Here is a 16,633-nt window from a genome sequence, read left to right as displayed (position 1 = left end):
CGCGTGGTTCGCGTCGGCCGCAGCGCTCGCGTCGGCCGAAACGTTCGGGGCACTGGCGGCGTTCGCGGGGCTCGCGTCGAGGGGGCCCGCCGTCTCGCCGCGCAATCCGGGGACGATCCGGCGGCCCGCGAGCGGGACGAGTTCGATCTCGACCGGGATGCCGGGCTCGAAGCGCACGGCCGTACCGGCGGCGATGTGCAGGCGCAGGCCGCGCGCGGCGGCGCGGTCGAAGTCGAGACCGGGGTTGGCCTCGGCGAAGTGGTAGTGGGAGCCGACCTGGACGGGCCGGTCGGCGGCGTTGAGGACGGTGAGTCGGGTGACCGGCCGGCCCTCGTTGAGGACGACGGGACCTTCACCGAAAAGGATTTCTCCGGGAATCATCGGCGGCGTTCCCCCGTCACACGATCGGGTCATGGACGGTGACGAGCTTGGTGCCGTCCGGGAAGGTGGCCTCGACCTGGACGTCGTGGATCATCTCCGGGATCCCGGTCATCACGTCGTCCCGGGTGAGCACCTTGCGGCCGGAGGCCATGAGCTCGGCGACGGTCCGGCCGTCGCGGGCGCCCTCCAGGATGTGGGTGGTGATCAGGGCGACGGCCTCGGGGTGGTTGAGCTTCACGCCGCGGGCCCTGCGCTTCTCGGCCACGTCGGCGGCCACATGGATGAGCAGGCGTTCCTGCTCGTGCGGCGACAGTTGCACGCTTCCACCTCACAGTCGTCCACCGGGCATGTGCCCGGACAGCAGCGGACCTTACCGATCGTCAACACTCTGTTGAACTGCGGAAATGGTCCGCCCGGCCAGACATTGCACGTTAGGGCGGAAGTTTTTCCTACGCGTTAACTCGCGCTTTGCGACCGCATGGACATGAGCCCGCGCAGCCCGTCCTGGAGCACCTCGACATCGACGTCGCCGAAGAGCGCCTGCTGGGCGATGTACCCCTGAGCGGTGGCGATGAGGGTGCGGGCGACCCGGTCGGCGGGGACGTCCGCCGTCATCAGACCGGTCTCGCGGTAGACCTCGACGAGTTCGGCCCAGACCTCGCGCATGCCGTTGAAACCGTCGGAGAGGGTCCGGAAAAGCCGCTCGTCGCGCAGGGTCTCGGACCACACCTGGAGGATGAGCCGCGCGAAGGCCTGGCGGTCCGCGCCGGGGATCCGCTCCTCCAGGAAGAGCCTGAGGACCGCGCCGAGGAGGATGTCGGGCGTGGGCGGCGGCGTGGTCTTCGCGGCCTCCGCGAACGCGCCTCGGATGCCGGCGAACGCCTCGGCCGCGATGGCCGCGATCAGCTCCTCCTTGCCGCTGAAGTAGCGGTAGACGGCGCCGGCCGAGAGGCCCACCTCGGTCAGGACGTCCTGCATGGACGTGGCGTGGAAGCCGTTGCGGGCGAAGCAGCGCGCGGCGCCGTCGAGGATCTGACGGCGGCGGGCGTCGAGGTGTTCCTGCGAGACACGGGCCATGCCCAAAACCTAAAACGAACATTCATTCTTGACAAGCGACCCCGCCGGGGAGACAGTGAGGACAACGTAAAACGAATGATCCTTCTCTTTGAAATCTCGCTCGCCCTTCTCTCTGATCCCTCTCGTCGAATCGAGCCCCTCATGTCCGCCACCGCCACCCGCAAGACCCTCGCGGTGCTGGTACTGATCCCGGTCGTCGTGGCCCTCGCCCTCTGGGCCTTCGCCTGGCCCGCCGCCCGGATCGCCCCGCGCGACCTGCCCATAGGCGTCGCGGGTCCGGCCACCGCCACCGCCCCGCTGGAGCAGCGCCTCGCCGAGCGCGACGGCGCCTTCGAGGTCCACCGTTACGACTCCGAGGCCGCCGCCCGCGAGGCGATCGAGGACCGGGTCGTATACGGCGCGGTGGTCGTGACACCGCAGGGTCCCGAACTCCTGACCGCCTCCGCAGCGAGCCCGGTCGTCGCCGGGCTGCTGCGCGAGGCCGTCACCGCCCAGGTCCCGCCCGGCACCCAGCTCACGGTGACCGATGTCGTTCCGGCGCCCGCCGGCGACCCGCGCGGCAGCGCCTTCGGGGCGGGCCTCTTCCCGCTGATCCTGGCGGGCGCGGCCTCCGGCATCGTGGTGACCGTCCTCGGCCTGCGCGGCGCGCGGGCGGCCGGCACCCTGCTCGGCGCCGCCGCGCTCGCGGGGATCGTCGGCGCGGCGCTCGCCCACAGCTGGCTCGGCGTGTTCGCGGGCGACTGGTGGGCCGAGGCCGGGGTCCTCGGCCTCACCGTGCTCGCGATCGGCTCGGCGATCGCGGGGCTCGCCGCCCTCATCGGCAAGCCGGGCATCGGCATCGGGGCGCTCCTGATGATCCTGTTGGGCAACCCGTTCTCCGGCGTGGCGAGCGCGCCGGAGCTCCTGCCGGCTCCGGTGGGCGCGCTCGGCCAGTGGCTGCCCCCGGGCGCGGGCGGCTCCGCGCTGCGCTCGGTCGCGTTCTTCGACGGCGCTGGCGCGGGCCCGGCGCTGCTCGTCCTCGGCGCGTGGACGGCCGCGGGGCTGACCGCGCTGTTCGTGGGTGGAGCCCGGAACCGGGCGGCGGCGCCCGCGACGGCGGCCACCCCGGCGCCCGAACCGGCACCGGTGGGCTGACGCCCTACTCGTACGGCCGCGTGCCCCCGCTGTAGCGGACGGGGGTACGCGGCTTTTTCATGCGCGGGGGGGGGCCAGCGGCGCTCAGGCTCCCGCCCCGCTCACGCGCCCGGAGTGCGGTGGCGGGCCGCGATGCCGAAGCGGCCCTGTTCACCCGGAGCGGACGGGAGCGGGCGGATCTCGGAGACCGCGCTGCTCGCCAGATCCTCGGCGGCCTCGTGCTCCGCCTCGAGTTCGGCCAGGTCAGCGGCCGACACCAGCGCCACGAGCGGCTTTCCGTGCCGGGTCACGACGACCCGTTCGTTGCCGTACACCACGCGGTTGATCAGGTCGGCGAGCTCTGCACGTGCTTGCGTCACCGGAATCTCGTAGGCCATGCTCCTCATCTTACGGGTTGTACGTCCTGTACATTTTCTACAAGGAGGCGCCGCCATGCACGCTCGCTATGTCCTGCCCGAGTTCACCGAGCGCACGAGCTACGGGAGCCGGACCCTCGACCCGTACTCCAAGCTGCTCGAGGAACGGATCGTCTTCCTCGGCACGCCCATCGACGAGATCTCGGCCAACGACGTCATCGCGCAGCTCCTGCACCTGGAGTACGCCGATCCGGACCGGGACATCGCGCTGTACATCAACTCCCCCGGCGGCTCGATGAGCGCCATGTCCGCGATCTACGACACGATGCAGGTCGTCACCTGCGACGTGGAGACCACCTGCCTCGGGCAGGCCGTCTCGACCGCCGCCGTACTGCTCGCGGCCGGCGCGCCCGGCAAGCGGCTCGCGCTGCCCGGCGCCCGGGTGGTGCTCCAGCAGCCCTCGATGGACGAGCCGTTGCAGGGGCAGCCGAGCGATCTCGACATCCAGGCACGGGAGTTGCTCCGGCTGCGCGCGATGATGGCCGGGATGCTGGTCACCCACACCGGCCAGAGCCTCGAGCGGATCGACGCCGACATCGACCGGACGACCGTCCTCGACGCGCCGGGCGCGACCGCGTACGGCGTGGTGGACCACGTCGTTCAGAACCGCGGGGCGTCGGGCGGCGCCGGGGGAAGGTGAGCGCGCGATGGTTCCCGAGCTGCCGCCGCTGCCCGCCCTGACGCGCGCCGAGGGCGAGTTCATCGACGCCTATCTCGAAGTCGTCGACCTCCTGGGCCGCATCAATCCATCCAGGGCCTCGCATACGTATGGGGCGTTGCGCGCGGCTCAGGCCCTGGTGGGGCGGGCCAACGCCCTCCGGGACGCGCTGACGGCGATGCATACGCGCGGCGAGAGCGAGGTGCACGCGGAGACATTGGCGCGTGCGCTGAGGGTGTTGGACGGGGAGCGTAGATCCGGTCGCGTCACCGTCCCGGAGACACCGGCGAGTTGACATTCCCCCGTGTCGTGTCGAGGTCCACTCGGAGCAGCGCGGCCACGGAATCGCTCCCCCGTTCGGCGTAGTAGATGAATCGACATATGCGCGGGGTGAGTTGCGCAACAGGTGTACGCATCTGGCGGAATCGGGCGTTCCACCCCTGGTCCGGGACTCGTCGGCCAAACCTCCGACGATCACGAAACATGCCTGTCCACCCGAATGGATCAGTCGTGAGGAGCCTCACATAACGCCGTTTCGACTCGGTTTTCGCCCTGGTTCTGGGTCAAGATCCCTCACGACGACAAGCCCCCGCCACCGCGGCGGGGCGGTCCGGGCGGACGCCGAGTCCTGCCGCTGTCCCGGATGTCTGGTCGACAGGAGTGGATCGGCAGGAGTGGAGGACCCGAGCAGTACGGGACGGCCGGCCAGTGGGGCCGTTCCTCGGGGTGAAGCCGCAGCCGCGGCCGGGCAACTTCGCCAGCCCGAACCCGACAGGTCATCCTTCACAGGCGGCTGACGAAGGGTTGCGCATGACTGCGCAGATTCATGTCCCGTCCCTGCTGTCCCGGGCCGGAGCCGTCTCGGCTCTCACCCTCGCCGCTCTCGGCGGCACGATGCTGGCACCAGGTGCCGCACCGGAGGCCCAGGCCGCGACGTCGTACGCCGGCAAGGCGCTGAACATCGCGTCCTCGAAGAAGGGATCGCCTTACAAGTACGGAGCGTCAGGACCGACCCGGTTCGACTGCTCGGGGCTCACGCTCTACTCGTACAAGAAGGCGGGCAAGTCGCTGCCCCGTACCGCGCAGCAGCAGTACAACAAGACCCGGCACATCTCCGCGTCCAGCAGGCAGAAGGGGGACCTGGTCTTCTTCCATTCGAGTGGAAGGGTCTACCACGTGGGGATCTACGCGGGTAGCGGAAAGATCTGGCACTCGCCCAAGAAGGGGTCCTGGGTGAAGCTCGACAAGATCTGGACGTCCAAGGTCTATTACGGCCGGGTGCGCTGACGGCCGGTCGGCTCTGACGTGTGACGAGGGGTGCGGTGGCGCCGCCGCATCCCTCACCCCGGGGTCATTGCCCCGGGGAGACCAGCAGCGTCACCCCGAGGGCGGCGAGCATGCCGCCCGTCACGCCCTGCACGGTGCGGGCCGTCCGGGGCCGCCGCAGCCGGTGGCCGAGCCGGTCCACGCCGAGGGCCACCAGCGGGAACCAGAGCAGGGCCAGCAGCACCACGATCGACGCGAGCAGCAGGGTGCGCGGCAGCACCGCCGCGCCGGCCGGCACGAACTGCGGCAGCAGACTCAGGAAGAGCACGGGCGCCTTGGGGTTGAGGACGTTCGTCAGGAAGCCCTGCCGGAAGGCCCGCCCGACCGCCCGCTCCCCCGCCGTGTCGACCTCCGGGCCCGACGACGACGCCGCGGCCCGCAGCGCACCGCGCAGCGCCTGCACGCCGAGGTAGAGGACGTACGCGCCGCCGGCGATCTGCAGCGCGCGATAGAGCACGGGTACGGCGATCAGGACGGCGGCGAGCCCGGCCACAGCGAGGGCGGTGTGCACCAGGAGCCCGCCCGCCACGCCCACCGCGCAGGCGACCCCGGCCCGGCGCGAGGCGAGAGCACTGCGCACGACGACGGTGAAGTCCGCGCCCGGCATGGCCACCATGCCCGCCGCGACCCCGATGAAGGCGATCAGCTGTCCGTCCATGCCCCCAGCGTGCCCGCCGAGAGCCTTTAGTGTGTAGACAGGATCTGATGGGTCTGCCAAAAGGAATGCTTAATGCAGGATCTCGTGCGGCTCGCGGCGCTCGTGGCCGTCGCCGAGGACGGTTCGATCACCCGGGCCGCCGCCCGGCTCGGCTACACCCCGCCCGCGCTCTCCCAGCAGCTCGCCAAGCTGGAGCGGGAGGCGGGGGCCGCGCTGCTCGTGCGGCACCACCGGGGCGCGCGGCTGACCCCGGCGGGCGAACTGCTCGTCACCCGGGCGCGCCGGGTCCTGGACGAGATGGACCGGGCCCGCCATGAGCTGGCCCGCCTGAGCGGCCTGTCGGGCGGGCGGCTCCGGGTCGGCACCTTCACCACCGTGGGCATCCATCGGCTGCCACCGGTCCTCAGCGCGTTCCGCCGGGCCCACCCGGACGTGGAGCTGACGGTCGCGGAGTACGAACCGCCGGGTGGGATCCACGCCGTGGCGGCGGGCGAGGTGGATCTCGCGCTGACCCACACGTACGAGCCGGCCGAACCGGCCGCGCTGCCGCCGGGGGTCGAGCTGGAGCCACTGCTGGTCGAGGAGCTGGTACTTGTCACGGCACCGGGCCATGTCCTGGCGGGGGGTTCGGGCCGGCTGCCGATCGCGGAGCTCGCGGGCCAGCCGCTGATCAGCAGCGCGCCGGACCACCCGCCGCGGCGGGGCGTGGAGGGCGCGCTGGCCCGGGCGGGCGCGACGCCGTCGGTGGTGTGCCGTACGCCCGGCTACGCCCTGGTGTGCGCGCTGGTCAGCGCGGGGCTCGGGGTGGCGGTGGTGCCGGAGATGGTCGCGTCGACGGCTGCTTCGCCGCTGGGGGTACGGGCCCTGGAGCCGACCTCGTTCCGCCGGACGATCTCGGTCGCCCACCGGGGCGAGGAGTCGGGCCCGGCGGCGGCCTCCCTGCGGGCGCTGCTGCGCGGCGGCTTCGCCCGAGCCTAGTTCGGCGAGGCCGAGGCGGTGGGCGAGGCGGTAGGCGAGACCGTCCAGGGGAGGTTGATCCAGACCGTCTTGCCGCCCTCGTCGGTCGGGGTGACCGAGAGGCGGCCGCCCGCCTCGGCCGTGAGGATGCGGATGATGACCATCCCGCGTCCGTTGTCCTGCTGCACCGCCGCCGGGAGCCGCTTCGGCCAGCGGGGGTGGCTGTCGGTGACGCCGATGTGGAGCTGCTCCTCGCGCTCCAGACGGACGTCGACGGTGAAGGTGGGCGACTGGCCGAAGGTGTGCTGGACGGCGTTGGTGGCCAGCTCCGAGACGATCAGCCGGACCGTGTCGGCGGTGTCGCTGCCGCCCGCGAGCCCCCAGCCACCGAGGACGTCGGCGACATATCTCCGGGCGGCGGACACCGAGGCGGGATCGCTCGGCAGAGTGACGGTTGCTTCCTGGTGGTCTGCCATGGCGACGCTGTCCCTTTCCCACCGGGCCCGGCCCGGTTTGCACTGCGCGTCAGACTGCCACCGATCGCGCCGCCCCGCGCGGCGATCCACCAAGATATGTGCATATTTGTCGCTCGAAGCGGTGAACTCTGCGACGAGAAACCGTATTTGGGGGCCCGGTCAGGGGGCTGTCGGTGCGGTCGGGGCGGTCGGTGCGGTCCGCACGATCGTGGCGACGGCCTCCTCGATCTGCGCGTCCGTCAGGTCCGCACGGGCCGTGAGCCGCAGCCGCGAGATGCCGTCCGGGACGGACGGCGGCCGGAAGCAGCCGACCGCGAGCCCCTGCTCACGGCAGTCGGCGGCCCACCGCAGCGCCGCCTCCGGCGAGGGCGCGCGGACGGAGACCACGGCCGCGTCCGGGCGTACGGCGGTCAGGCCGGCCGCGGTGAGCATCCGGTGCAGCGTGGTGGCGACGGTCCTGGCGCGCGCGGCGAGGCCGGGGTCGTCCTGGATCAGCCGCAGGCTCGTCAGGGCGGCGCCGACCGCGGCCGGGGCGAGTCCGGTGTCGAAGATGAACGTCCGGGCCGCGTTGACCAGGTGCTCGACGACCCGGGCCGGGCCGAGGACCGCTCCGCCCTGGCTGCCCAGCGACTTGGAGAGGGTGAGCGTGGCGACCACGTCGGGGTCGCCCGCGAGCCCGGCGGCGTGCAGGGCGCCCCGGCCGCCGTCGCCGAGCACGCCCAGGCCGTGGGCGTCGTCCACGACGAGCCCGGCGCCGTGGGCCCGGCAGGCCTCGGCCAGCTCGGGCAGCGGGGCCCGGTCGCCGTCCACCGAGAAGACGGAGTCGGAGACCACGAGCGCCCGGCGGTCCGGGTGCGCCTGGAGGGTCTTGCCTACCGCCTCGGGCTCGGCGTGCGGGACCACGGCCGTCTCGGCGCGCGAGAGTCGGCAGCCGTCCACGATCGAGGCGTGGTTGCTCGCGTCGGAGACGATCAGCGCGTCGCGGCCGCTCAGCGCGGTGAGGGCGGCGAGGTTGGCGGTGTAGCCGGAGGAGAAGACGAGGGCCGCCTCGAAGCCGCAGAACGCGGCGAGTTCGCGTTCGAGAGCGGTGTGCAACCGGGTCGTACCGGTGACCAGACGCGAGCCGGTGGACCCCGCGCCCCAGCGGCGGGCCGCTGCGGCGGCGGCCTCGGTCACCTCCGGGCGGCGGGTCAGTCCGAGGTAGTCGTTGCTCGCCAGATCGAGCGGCTCCGACTCGGCGGACCGGGGCCGCAGCGTGCGGACGAGCCCCGCCTCCGCGCGGCGCCGCGCCTCCGTGTCGGTCCAGTCGAACGGAGTCCGGCGGGTGTCCTCGTCCCGGTGCATGGGGCAGATCCTTTTGTAGGCAGCGCACAGACCCTAACCGTCCGGGCCCGGGGACAGGGTGTGGTCATCCACACACGTCAAACCGGCGCGTTTGTTCAGATCCTCCTTGGCCACGAGGTGTGCCGTAGGCGAGGATCAGCCCTTATGGACCTGCTGAACACGCTGGTGGACAAGGGGCTGCGGCGCGAGCTGCCGAGCCGTGAAGAAGCGCTCGCCGTGCTGGCGACCTCCGACGACGAACTGCTCGATGTGGTGGCCGCGGCCGGCAAGGTGCGCCGCCAGTGGTTCGGGCGGCGCGTGAAGCTGAACTACCTCGTCAATCTGAAGTCCGGGCTCTGCCCCGAGGACTGCTCGTACTGTTCGCAGCGGCTCGGCGCGACGACCGGGATCCTCAAGTACAGCTGGCTGAAGCCCGACGAGGCCTCGCAGGCGGCGGCCGCCGGTGTCGCGGGCGGGGCCAAGCGGGTCTGCCTGGTGGCGAGCGGCCGCGGGCCGACGGACCGGGACGTGGACCGCGTCGGCAAGACTATCGAGGCGATCAAGGAGCAGAACGAGGGCGTCGAGGTCTGCGCCTGTCTGGGGCTGCTCTCGGACGGCCAGGCGGAGCGGCTGCGCGAGGCCGGCGCCGACGCCTACAACCACAACCTGAACACGTCCGAGGGGACGTACGGGGAGATCACCACCACCCACACGTACCAGGACCGGGTGGACACCGTGCAGAAGGCGCACGCCGCCGGTCTGTCGGCCTGCTCGGGGCTGATCGCGGGCATGGGCGAGAGCGACGAGGACCTGGTCGACGTCGTCTACGCGCTGCGCGAGCTGGACTCCGACTCGGTGCCGGTCAACTTCCTGATCCCGTTCGAGGGCACTCCGCTGGCGAAGGAGTGGAACCTCACCCCGCAGCGCTGCCTGCGGATCCTGGCGATGGTCCGGTTCGTCTGCCCGGACGTCGAGGTCCGGATCGCGGGCGGGCGCGAGGTGCACCTGCGCTCGATGCAGCCGCTCGCGCTGCACATCGCGAACTCGATCTTCCTCGGTGACTACCTGACGAGCGAGGGCCAGGCCGGCCAGACGGACCTGGACATGATCGCGGACGCGGGCTTCGAGGTGGAGGGCGCGGGCACGACCACGCTGCCCGCCCACCGCGCGGACGCGCTCGCGGCGGCCGGCGCGGAGGCGGGCGCGGCGGCCGGTGCGACGGCGAGTGGGTGCGGCTCGGCGGCGTCAGCCGGCTGCGGTTCGCACGCGGAGGCGGGCGGTGGCTGCGGACCGTGCGGCGGCCACGCGGCGCCGGAGTCCGAGGCGGCCCCGGAGGACTCACCGGCCGCCGAGTCCGTGCCGGGGGCCCGCACCGACCTCGTGGCCGTACGCCGCCGTGGGGCCGGGACGGAGTTCGCCCCGAATGCGTAACGACGAACTGCTCGCCCTGGACCGGGCGCACGTCTGGCATCCGTACGCCCCCATGCCGGGCCGTACGGACCCGCTGGTCGTCGCGTCCGCGTCCGGGGTACGGCTCCGGCTTGCCGAACCCGTCCACGGACAGGCCGAGTTGATCGACGGCATGTCCTCGTGGTGGTCCGCGATCCACGGCTACAACCACCCCGTGCTCAACGAGGCGGCGCGCGGCCAGCTGGACCGGATGAGCCACGTCATGTTCGGCGGGCTCACCCACGAGCCGGCCGTGCGGCTCGCCACCCGCCTGGTGGAGATCACCCCCGCACCGCTCCAGCACGTCTTCCTCAGCGACTCGGGCTCGGTCTCCGTCGAGGTCGCGGCCAAGATGTGTCTGCAGTACTGGCGCTCGGTGGGCCGGCCCGGCAAGCAGCGGATGCTGACCTGGCGCGGCGGCTACCACGGCGACACCTGGCAGCCGATGTCGCTGTGCGACCCCGAGGGCGGGATGCACCAGCTGTGGTCGGGCGTGCTCCAGCAGCAGGTCTTCGTGGACGCGCCGCCGATCACGTACGAGGAGTCGTACGCCGAGATGCTGCGGGAGCAGATCGCGCTCCACGCGGACGAGGTCGCCGCGGTGATCGTGGAGCCGGTGGTGCAGAACGCGGGCGGGATGCGGTTCCACCCGCCGGAGTACCTGCGCGTGCTGCGCGAGGCGTGCGACGAGCACGGGGTGCTGCTGATCTTCGACGAGATCGCGACCGGCTTCGGCCGTACGGGCACGCTCTTCGGCGCCGACCACGCGGGGATCTCGCCCGATGTGATGTGCGTGGGCAAGGCGCTGACCGGCGGCTACCTGTCGATGGCGGCGACGCTCTGCACGACGCGGATCGCCGAGGGGATCTCGCTCGGCGAGGTTCCGGTCCTCGCGCACGGTCCGACGTTCATGGGCAACCCGCTGGCCTCCGCCGTGGCGCTCGCCTCGCTCGATCTGCTCCTGTCCCAGGACTGGGAACTGGAGGTCAAGCGGATCGAAACGGGCCTGCGCGAGGGGCTCGGCGAGGCCGCCTCGCTGCCCGGGGTCCGTGACGTACGGGTCCTCGGCGCCATCGGTGTCGTCCAGCTCGACCACGACGTCGACATGGCCGCGGCGACCGAGGCTGCGGTCCGCGCGGGTGTCTGGCTGCGCCCGTTCCGCGACCTGATCTACACGATGCCGCCGTTCGTGACGGGCGACGAGGACCTCGCGCGGATCTGCGCGGCGGTCCGCGCGGCCGCCGCGGCGGGCTGAGAACGTCGACACCGCCGCCCTGCCGTCGCAAGCCATGCCAGAGAGGACAGCACACACCATGAGCGTCATCGTCGTCAGCGGTACGGGTACGGAGATCGGGAAGACGATCGTCACCGCCGCCCTGGCCGCCGTGGCCACGCTCCAGGGGCGGTCCGTCGCCGTGCTCAAGCCCGCGCAGACCGGGCTCGCGCCGGGCGAGCGCGGGGACGCGGACGAGGTCGTCCGGCTCTCCGGCGCCGCCGCCTCGCTCGAACTGGCCCGGTTCCCCGAGCCGTTGGCGCCCGCGACCGCCGCCCGGCGGGCCGGGATGACACCGGTCGGCCCGCGCGAGGTCGCCGAGGCGGCCGCGAAGCTGGCCACCGAGCACGACCTGGTCCTCGTGGAGGGTGCGGGCGGGCTCCTCGTCCGCTTCGACCACGACGGCGGCACGCTCGCCGACGCGGCCCGGCTCCTCGGGGCGCCGGTCCTGGTCGTGACGCCCGCCGGTCTCGGCACGCTCAACTCGACGGCGCTGACCGCCGAGGCGCTCGCGGCGCGCGGCATCGAGCAGCTCGGCGTCGTGGTCGGCAGCTGGCCGGCCGCGCCGGACCTCGCCTCGCGCTGCAACCTGGCCGACCTGCCGGAGGCGGCCGGAGCGCCGCTCCTCGGGGCCGTACCGGAGGGCGCGGGCGGTCTCGACCCGGCCGAGTTCCGGACGCGGGCGGCCGAGTGGCTCGCCCCGGCGCTCGGCGGGGTCTGGGCGGCCGAGACGCTCTGATCTCGGTAGGCGAGTCGCTCCGATCTCCGTAGGCTGGTGTCATGCGCGCACAGGTAGCGGAGATCGTCTTCGACTGCGGAGACCCGGCACGTCTGGTGCGGTTCTGGGCCGAGCTCCTCGGCGGCACCCCGGTCGACCGCAGCCCCGACTGGTCGTACGTCGATCCGCCCGGTTTTGTGCGGATCGCCTTCCAGCAGGTGCCCGAGGGCAAGGTCGCGAAGAACCGGCTCCATCTGGATCTGCACGCACCTGATGTGAGCGCGGCGGCGGACGAGGCGATCACCCTCGGGGCCGCCCGCTCCGGCGGGCTCGTCACCGACGACGAGGGGGACTTCCAGGTGATGCTCGACCCCGAGGGCAACGAGTTCTGTTTCGTGTCGGGCTGAACGGGTCGGAACGGGGCAGAATCACCCCGTCCGCGTGTCGGAGGAGGCCCCGATGTCATCACGTACCGCCCGGGTCCCCCGGGACGCCGTCCACCATCCCCTCTTCGCCCGCTTCTACGCCCGGTTCAGCGTCTCCGCCGACACCAAGGGCGGCGTCGGCCGACTGCGTGCCGAGCTGCTGACCGGTCTGTCCGGCCGGGTCATCGAGATCGGCGCCGGGAACGGGCTGAACTTCGCGTACTACCCCGCGGCGGTGTCCGAGGTCGTGGCGATCGAACCGGAGCGCCATCTGCGCCAGTTGGCCGCCGAGGCCGCCCGTGGCGCGGACGTGCCGGTGGATGTGGTGCCGGGCGCGGCGGAGGCGCTGCCGGTGAAGAGCGAGGCCTTCGACGCGGCGGTCGTCTCGCTGGTGCTGTGCACCGTACGGGACGTGCCGCGTGCGCTCGCCGAGACGCACCGGGTGCTGCGGCCGGGCAGCGAACTCCGCTTCTTCGAGCACGGGGTGGCCCCGTCGCCGGGGATGGCCAGGACCCAGCGGGCCCTTGACCGCACGGTGTGGCCGCTGCTTTTCGGCGGCTGCCACTCGGGGCGTGATCCGGTGGCTGCGATCGAGGCGGCGGGCTTCGAGGACGTCACGTACCGCAGCTTCGTCGTCCCGGAGAACGGGCCGCGGCTCCCCAGCTCGTACTGTGTGCTCGGCACGGCGCGCCGAAGCTGATGGGGTGGTGTCCCCTCAGCGGCTCCACTGGCGCAGTTCGTCGGCGATGACCCGGACGTCCGCCTCGCCCTTCTTCACCAGCCGGGCCAGGTCCCTGACCTGTTCCGGTGAGGTGACGACCTTCAGGCCGCTGGCGACGAGGTAGCCGTAAGCGACGGCCGAGGCGAACATGGCGTTGGAGTGCTCCAGGGCCGGGACGTGCAGCAGGAGTTGGAGCAGGGCGGCGGCGCGGGCGTGCGGGTCTCCGTAGACGGGCACCCCGAAGATCTCCGCGTCGTGCCGGCCGACGGCGGCGACGAGCGCGCCCCAGTCGCTGACCTGGGGGTCGCCGGGTGTCTGGTGTTCGGCCACCATGAGCAGCCAGGAGAGGTCGACCGTGAGGCTCATGCGGTGCGGTCGCGCTCCGTCCCGAACTCCTCGGTGAACACCGATTCGTACTGCTTCATGAAGTCGGCCGCCGCCTCGACGAAGGCGCGCCCGGACTCACCGGCGTCCTGCTGGACGAGTTCCTCGATGTACCGGTTGACGCTCACGCCGCGCTGCTGCGCCCGCCGGCGGGCGGTGTCGGCGGTCGTCTCGTCCACGCGGACGTTCAGCTGGGTCTTCGCCACACGACCACGCTAGCGCCGAGGCGCTAGCACCGGCAAGTGGACCCCGGCGACTGTTACGCGCAGGACGGGCAGAGCCCCCGGTACGTGACCTCGGCGGCCGAGACCGTGAAGCCGAAGCGCTCCCCCGCCGGGAGGTCGGCCAGCGGGTCGCCGTGCGGGTGGACGTCCCGGATGGTGCCGCAGCGGGAGCAGACGAGGTGCTGGTGCGGGTGGTGGGCGTTCGGGTCGTAGCGCTTGGCCCGGCCGTCGGTGGAGACCTCGACGACCTCGCCGAGGGTGACCAGCTCGCCGAGCGTGTTGTAGACCGTCGCCCGGGAGATCTCCGGCAGCCGCTCGGCCGCGCGGACGTGGACCTCGTCGGCCGTCAGGTGCACATGGTCGCCGTCGAGGACCTCGGCCACGACACGCCGCTGGGAGGTCATCCGCCAGCCACGTCCACGCAGTCGCTCCAGCAGGTCGCTCATTTCGGTTCACCCATTCAGCTCGGCTTTCGGCGGGACACGCGACGTTCACCCAGGGACGGCAGACTTTCCGATCGGGTAGAGGGTTGGCGTGCTTCTTGACTTGGACTCTGTCCATCGTAGGATCGCTTCCGGCAATAGCCAAGGGACAACATGGCTCCGGTCGGGCGGCACAACCACCCTCCCGGGCCGCCCGCCCCGGCTGAGCAACGTGATCCGCCCCGTCCGGAAGGATTCCCATGTCCGAGAACCACGACGCCATCGTCACCGACGCGAAAGCCGAGGGCGCGGGTGGCTGCCCGGTCGCGCACACCGCGCGCGCCGCTCACCCGACCCAGGGTGGCGGCAACCGTCAGTGGTGGCCGGATCGGCTCAATCTGAAGATCCTCGCCAAGAACCCCGCCGTGGCGAACCCGCTCGGCGAGGAGTTCGACTACGCCGAGGCGTTCAACGCGCTCGACCTCCCGGCCGTGAAGCGGGACATCGCCGAGGTGCTCACCACCTCCCAGGACTGGTGGCCGGCCGACTTCGGCAACTACGGCCCGCTCATGATCCGGATGGCCTGGCACAGCGCCGGTACGTACCGCATCAGCGACGGCCGGGGTGGCGCCGGGGCCGGCCAGCAGCGCTTCGCGCCGCTGAACAGCTGGCCGGACAACGGCAACCTGGACAAGGCCCGCCGCCTGCTGTGGCCGGTCAAGCAGAAGTACGGCCAGTCCATCTCCTGGGCCGACCTCATGATCCTCACCGGCAACGTGGCCCTGGAGACGATGGGCTTCAAGACCTTCGGCTTCGCCGGTGGCCGCGCCGACGTGTGGGAGCCGGACGAGGACGTCTACTGGGGCCCCGAGACCACCTGGCTCGGCGACGAGCGCTACACCGGTGACCGCGAGCTGGAGAACCCGCTCGGCGCGGTCCAGATGGGTCTCATCTACGTGAACCCCGAGGGCCCCAACGGCAACCCGGACCCGATCGCCGCGGCCCGCGACATCCGCGAGACCTTCCGCCGCATGGCGATGAACGACGAGGAGACCGTCGCCCTCATCGCCGGTGGCCACACCTTCGGCAAGACCCACGGCGCCGGCCCTGCGGACAACGTCGGCGCCGACCCCGAGGCCGCGCCGCTGGACGCGCAGGGCCTCGGCTGGGCCAGCACGTACAACACGGGCAAGGGCGCCGACGCGATCACCAGTGGCCTCGAGGTCACCTGGACCACGACGCCGGCCCAGTGGAGCCACGACTTCTTCAAGCACCTCTTCGAGTACGAGTACGAGCTCACCCAGAGCCCGGCCGGCGCGAACCAGTGGGTGGCGAAGAACGCCGAGGCGATCATCCCCGACGCGTACGACGCGTCGAAGAAGCACCTCCCGACGATGCTCACCACCGACCTGTCGCTCCGCTTCGACCCGGTCTACGAGCAGATCTCGCGGCGCTTCTACGAGAACCCCGAGCAGTTCGCGGACGCCTTCTCCCGCGCCTGGTACAAGCTCACGCACCGTGACATGGGCCCGGTCGTGCGCTACCTCGGCCCGGAGGTCCCCTCGGAGGAGCTCCTCTGGCAGGACCCGCTGCCGGCGCGCCAGGGCGAGCAGCTCGACGCCGCCGACATCGCCTCCCTCAAGGAGCGCATCCTCGGCTCGGACCTCACGGTCACGCAGCTGGTCTCCGCCGCCTGGGCCGCCGCCTCCTCCTTCCGGGGCAGCGACAAGCGCGGTGGCGCCAACGGCGGCCGCATCCGTCTGGAGCCGCAGCGCAACTGGGAGGTCAACAACCCGGACGAGCTGGCCCAGGTCCTCCGTACGCTCGAAGGCATCAAGGAGTCCTTCGACGCCGCCGGCGCCAAGAAGGTCTCGCTGGCCGACCTCGTCGTGCTCGCGGGCTCCGCGGCCGTCGAGCAGGCGGCCAAGGACGGCGGCTTCCCCGTCGAGGTGCCCTTCACGCCGGGCCGTGTCGACGCCGCGCAGGAGCAGACGGACGTCGAGTCGTTCGCCGCGCTCGAGCCGGCCGCCGACGGCTTCCGCAACTACACCGGCAAGGGCAACCGCCTGCCGGCCGAGTACCTGCTGCTCGACAAGGCGAACCTGCTGACCCTCAGCGCGCCCGAGCTGACGGTCCTCGTCGGTGGTCTGCGCGTCCTGGGCGCCAACCACGGCGGGTCCAAGCACGGCGTTCTCACGAACAAGCCGGGCACGCTGTCCAACGACTTCTTCGTGAACCTGCTCGACCTGGGCACCACGTGGAAGTCGACGTCCTCGGCGCAGGACGAGTTCGAGGGCCGCGACGCCGCCACGGGCGCGGTCAAGTGGACCGGCACCCGTGCCGACCTGGTCTTCGGCTCGAACTCCGAGCTGCGCGCGCTCGCCGAGGTCTACGCGAGCGACGACGCGAAGCAGAAGTTCGTGAAGGACTTCGTCGCCGCGTGGGTCAAGGTCATGGAGCTGGACCGCTTCGACCTCGTCTGATCCATCTCTTCACCGTGACGTCCAGGCCCGCCCACGGGGGCGGGCCGGGGAGGGCGTCGTTCCGCGTGCATCGGCGTTCCGCATGCCGAAACCCGGTCGAAGCGCCGCGGAACCCGGTGGGGGGATTA

The 16,633-nt window shown here is 72.0% G+C and carries 20 protein-coding genes, 1 pseudogene and 1 riboswitch; of the genes and pseudogenes, 11 read left to right on the top strand and 10 right to left on the bottom strand.

The window, feature by feature from the left end:
* Window positions 1-72: 72 nt before the first annotated feature.
* The 3 genes and pseudogenes from ACFWRO_RS22000 to ACFWRO_RS21990 all read right to left on the bottom strand — a co-directional run.
* Window positions 73-381: pseudogene (locus ACFWRO_RS22000) on the bottom strand (urease subunit beta); the annotation flags it as partial.
* A 16-nt stretch (window positions 382-397) separates the two neighbouring features.
* On the bottom strand, window positions 398-700 hold the full coding sequence (locus ACFWRO_RS21995; RefSeq protein WP_362009859.1) for an urease subunit gamma: 303 nt from the start codon (window positions 698-700) through the stop codon (window positions 398-400).
* 137 nt (window positions 701-837) lie between these two features.
* The gene (locus ACFWRO_RS21990) at window positions 838-1,458 is read right to left on the bottom strand and encodes a TetR/AcrR family transcriptional regulator (protein ID WP_384512746.1); all 621 of its coding nucleotides are present in this window, start codon (window positions 1,456-1,458) and stop codon (window positions 838-840) included.
* A 141-nt stretch (window positions 1,459-1,599) separates the two neighbouring features.
* Here ACFWRO_RS21990 and ACFWRO_RS21985 point away from each other — a divergent pair, with 141 nt between their 5' ends.
* Entirely contained in the window at window positions 1,600-2,592 is a 993-nt protein-coding gene (locus ACFWRO_RS21985; protein WP_384512744.1) for an ABC transporter permease, read from the top strand.
* Window positions 2,593-2,693: 101 nt separating this feature from the next.
* On the opposite strand, the gene ACFWRO_RS21980 is transcribed toward ACFWRO_RS21985, so the two are convergent.
* On the bottom strand, window positions 2,694-2,969 hold the full coding sequence (locus ACFWRO_RS21980) for a type II toxin-antitoxin system prevent-host-death family antitoxin (protein WP_384512742.1): 276 nt from the start codon (window positions 2,967-2,969) through the stop codon (window positions 2,694-2,696).
* A gap of 55 nt (window positions 2,970-3,024) precedes the next feature.
* Between ACFWRO_RS21980 and ACFWRO_RS21975 the strand changes: the two genes are divergently transcribed.
* The 3 genes from ACFWRO_RS21975 (at window position 3,025) to ACFWRO_RS21965 (ending at window position 4,953) form a co-directional block, all read left to right on the top strand.
* A complete protein-coding gene (locus ACFWRO_RS21975) occupies window positions 3,025-3,648 on the top strand; it encodes an ATP-dependent Clp protease proteolytic subunit (RefSeq protein WP_384512740.1) in 624 nt (207 codons plus the stop codon).
* Between the two features lie 7 nt (window positions 3,649-3,655).
* Window positions 3,656-3,961: a hypothetical protein gene (locus ACFWRO_RS21970; RefSeq protein ID WP_362009845.1), complete on the top strand. Its 306-nt coding sequence runs from the start codon at window positions 3,656-3,658 to the stop codon at window positions 3,959-3,961.
* Window positions 3,962-4,275: 314 nt separating this feature from the next.
* Window positions 4,276-4,473, top strand: a riboswitch (cyclic di-AMP (ydaO/yuaA leader).
* A 3-nt stretch (window positions 4,474-4,476) separates the two neighbouring features.
* Window positions 4,477-4,953 (top strand): C40 family peptidase, encoded by a 477-nt coding sequence (locus ACFWRO_RS21965; protein ID WP_384512737.1) that lies wholly within the window; start codon window positions 4,477-4,479, stop codon window positions 4,951-4,953.
* A 64-nt stretch (window positions 4,954-5,017) separates the two neighbouring features.
* On the opposite strand, the gene ACFWRO_RS21960 is transcribed toward ACFWRO_RS21965, so the two are convergent.
* A complete protein-coding gene (locus ACFWRO_RS21960) occupies window positions 5,018-5,650 on the bottom strand; it encodes a LysE family translocator (protein WP_384512735.1) in 633 nt (210 codons plus the stop codon).
* Window positions 5,651-5,722: 72 nt separating this feature from the next.
* Between ACFWRO_RS21960 and ACFWRO_RS21955 the strand changes: the two genes are divergently transcribed.
* Complete coding sequence (locus tag ACFWRO_RS21955) at window positions 5,723-6,628, top strand: LysR family transcriptional regulator (protein ID WP_384512733.1); 906 nt, start codon at window positions 5,723-5,725, stop codon at window positions 6,626-6,628.
* On the opposite strand, the gene ACFWRO_RS21950 is transcribed toward ACFWRO_RS21955, so the two are convergent.
* Entirely contained in the window at window positions 6,625-7,083 is a 459-nt protein-coding gene (locus ACFWRO_RS21950) for an ATP-binding protein (protein ID WP_384512731.1), read from the bottom strand. The two genes, ACFWRO_RS21955 and ACFWRO_RS21950, sit on opposite strands and share 4 nt — an antisense overlap.
* A 159-nt stretch (window positions 7,084-7,242) precedes the next feature.
* Window positions 7,243-8,427, bottom strand: coding sequence for an 8-amino-7-oxononanoate synthase (locus ACFWRO_RS21945; RefSeq protein WP_384512729.1), 1,185 nt, complete (start codon window positions 8,425-8,427; stop codon window positions 7,243-7,245).
* Between the two features lie 144 nt (window positions 8,428-8,571).
* Here ACFWRO_RS21945 and bioB point away from each other — a divergent pair, with 144 nt between their 5' ends.
* The 5 genes from bioB to ACFWRO_RS21920 are packed head-to-tail and all read left to right on the top strand — an operon-like array spanning window position 8,572 to window position 12,971.
* Window positions 8,572-9,837 carry a biotin synthase BioB gene (gene bioB / locus ACFWRO_RS21940; protein WP_384512727.1) on the top strand — a complete coding sequence of 422 codons (1,266 nt, stop codon included), beginning with the start codon at window positions 8,572-8,574 and terminating at the stop codon, window positions 9,835-9,837.
* Window positions 9,830-11,110 (top strand): adenosylmethionine--8-amino-7-oxononanoate transaminase, encoded by a 1,281-nt coding sequence (locus tag ACFWRO_RS21935; RefSeq protein WP_384512725.1) that lies wholly within the window; start codon window positions 9,830-9,832, stop codon window positions 11,108-11,110. Before bioB ends, ACFWRO_RS21935 begins: the two co-directional genes overlap by 8 nt.
* A 58-nt stretch (window positions 11,111-11,168) precedes the next feature.
* Window positions 11,169-11,867, top strand: coding sequence for a dethiobiotin synthase (gene bioD / locus ACFWRO_RS21930; RefSeq protein WP_384512723.1), 699 nt, complete (start codon window positions 11,169-11,171; stop codon window positions 11,865-11,867).
* Window positions 11,868-11,908: 41 nt separating this feature from the next.
* On the top strand, window positions 11,909-12,253 hold the full coding sequence (locus ACFWRO_RS21925) for a VOC family protein (protein WP_384512721.1): 345 nt from the start codon (window positions 11,909-11,911) through the stop codon (window positions 12,251-12,253).
* A gap of 52 nt (window positions 12,254-12,305) precedes the next feature.
* Window positions 12,306-12,971, top strand: coding sequence for a class I SAM-dependent methyltransferase (locus ACFWRO_RS21920; protein ID WP_384512719.1), 666 nt, complete (start codon window positions 12,306-12,308; stop codon window positions 12,969-12,971).
* Between the two features lie 15 nt (window positions 12,972-12,986).
* Here the strand turns inward: ACFWRO_RS21920 and ACFWRO_RS21915 are convergent, their stop codons facing one another.
* From ACFWRO_RS21915 to ACFWRO_RS21905, 3 genes are read right to left on the bottom strand one after another with little or no spacing between them, the layout of a single operon-like run.
* Window positions 12,987-13,358, bottom strand: coding sequence for a fic family toxin-antitoxin system, toxin component (locus tag ACFWRO_RS21915; RefSeq protein ID WP_384512717.1), 372 nt, complete (start codon window positions 13,356-13,358; stop codon window positions 12,987-12,989).
* Window positions 13,355-13,582 carry an antitoxin gene (locus ACFWRO_RS21910; protein ID WP_362009811.1) on the bottom strand — a complete coding sequence of 76 codons (228 nt, stop codon included), beginning with the start codon at window positions 13,580-13,582 and terminating at the stop codon, window positions 13,355-13,357. The genes ACFWRO_RS21915 and ACFWRO_RS21910 overlap by 4 nt, the downstream gene beginning before the upstream one ends.
* Window positions 13,583-13,635: 53 nt before the next feature.
* The gene (locus ACFWRO_RS21905; RefSeq protein ID WP_384512715.1) at window positions 13,636-14,046 is read right to left on the bottom strand and encodes a Fur family transcriptional regulator; all 411 of its coding nucleotides are present in this window, start codon (window positions 14,044-14,046) and stop codon (window positions 13,636-13,638) included.
* 236 nt (window positions 14,047-14,282) lie between these two features.
* Here ACFWRO_RS21905 and katG point away from each other — a divergent pair, with 236 nt between their 5' ends.
* Complete coding sequence (gene katG, locus ACFWRO_RS21900; protein WP_384512713.1) at window positions 14,283-16,505, top strand: catalase/peroxidase HPI; 2,223 nt, start codon at window positions 14,283-14,285, stop codon at window positions 16,503-16,505.
* Window positions 16,506-16,633: the final 128 nt, after the last annotated feature.

The organism is Streptomyces sp. NPDC058579 (assembly GCF_042718575.1).
In the GTDB taxonomy this organism is placed as follows: domain Bacteria; phylum Actinomycetota; class Actinomycetes; order Streptomycetales; family Streptomycetaceae; genus Streptomyces.
This window is presented reverse-complemented; position numbering and strand designations above follow the sequence as displayed.

Coding starts and splice junctions, on each gene's coding strand:
- ACFWRO_RS21980 (WP_384512742.1), bottom strand. CDS start 2,969: ATGGCCTACGAGATTCCGGTGACGCAAGCACGTGCAGAGCTCGCCGAC.
- ACFWRO_RS21950 (WP_384512731.1), bottom strand. CDS start 7,083: ATGGCAGACCACCAGGAAGCAACCGTCACTCTGCCGAGCGATCCCGCC.
- ACFWRO_RS21990 (WP_384512746.1), bottom strand. CDS start 1,458: ATGGCCCGTGTCTCGCAGGAACACCTCGACGCCCGCCGCCGTCAGATC.
- ACFWRO_RS21935 (WP_384512725.1), top strand. CDS start 9,830: ATGCGTAACGACGAACTGCTCGCCCTGGACCGGGCGCACGTCTGGCAT.
- ACFWRO_RS21955 (WP_384512733.1), top strand. CDS start 5,723: ATGCAGGATCTCGTGCGGCTCGCGGCGCTCGTGGCCGTCGCCGAGGAC.
- ACFWRO_RS21960 (WP_384512735.1), bottom strand. CDS start 5,650: ATGGACGGACAGCTGATCGCCTTCATCGGGGTCGCGGCGGGCATGGTG.
- bioD (WP_384512723.1), top strand. CDS start 11,169: ATGAGCGTCATCGTCGTCAGCGGTACGGGTACGGAGATCGGGAAGACG.
- ACFWRO_RS21975 (WP_384512740.1), top strand. CDS start 3,025: ATGCACGCTCGCTATGTCCTGCCCGAGTTCACCGAGCGCACGAGCTAC.
- katG (WP_384512713.1), top strand. CDS start 14,283: ATGTCCGAGAACCACGACGCCATCGTCACCGACGCGAAAGCCGAGGGC.
- ACFWRO_RS21925 (WP_384512721.1), top strand. CDS start 11,909: ATGCGCGCACAGGTAGCGGAGATCGTCTTCGACTGCGGAGACCCGGCA.
- ACFWRO_RS21970 (WP_362009845.1), top strand. CDS start 3,656: ATGGTTCCCGAGCTGCCGCCGCTGCCCGCCCTGACGCGCGCCGAGGGC.
- ACFWRO_RS21985 (WP_384512744.1), top strand. CDS start 1,600: ATGTCCGCCACCGCCACCCGCAAGACCCTCGCGGTGCTGGTACTGATC.
- ACFWRO_RS21915 (WP_384512717.1), bottom strand. CDS start 13,358: ATGAGCCTCACGGTCGACCTCTCCTGGCTGCTCATGGTGGCCGAACAC.
- ACFWRO_RS21905 (WP_384512715.1), bottom strand. CDS start 14,046: ATGAGCGACCTGCTGGAGCGACTGCGTGGACGTGGCTGGCGGATGACC.
- ACFWRO_RS21965 (WP_384512737.1), top strand. CDS start 4,477: ATGACTGCGCAGATTCATGTCCCGTCCCTGCTGTCCCGGGCCGGAGCC.
- ACFWRO_RS21945 (WP_384512729.1), bottom strand. CDS start 8,427: ATGCACCGGGACGAGGACACCCGCCGGACTCCGTTCGACTGGACCGAC.
- bioB (WP_384512727.1), top strand. CDS start 8,572: ATGGACCTGCTGAACACGCTGGTGGACAAGGGGCTGCGGCGCGAGCTG.
- ACFWRO_RS21920 (WP_384512719.1), top strand. CDS start 12,306: ATGTCATCACGTACCGCCCGGGTCCCCCGGGACGCCGTCCACCATCCC.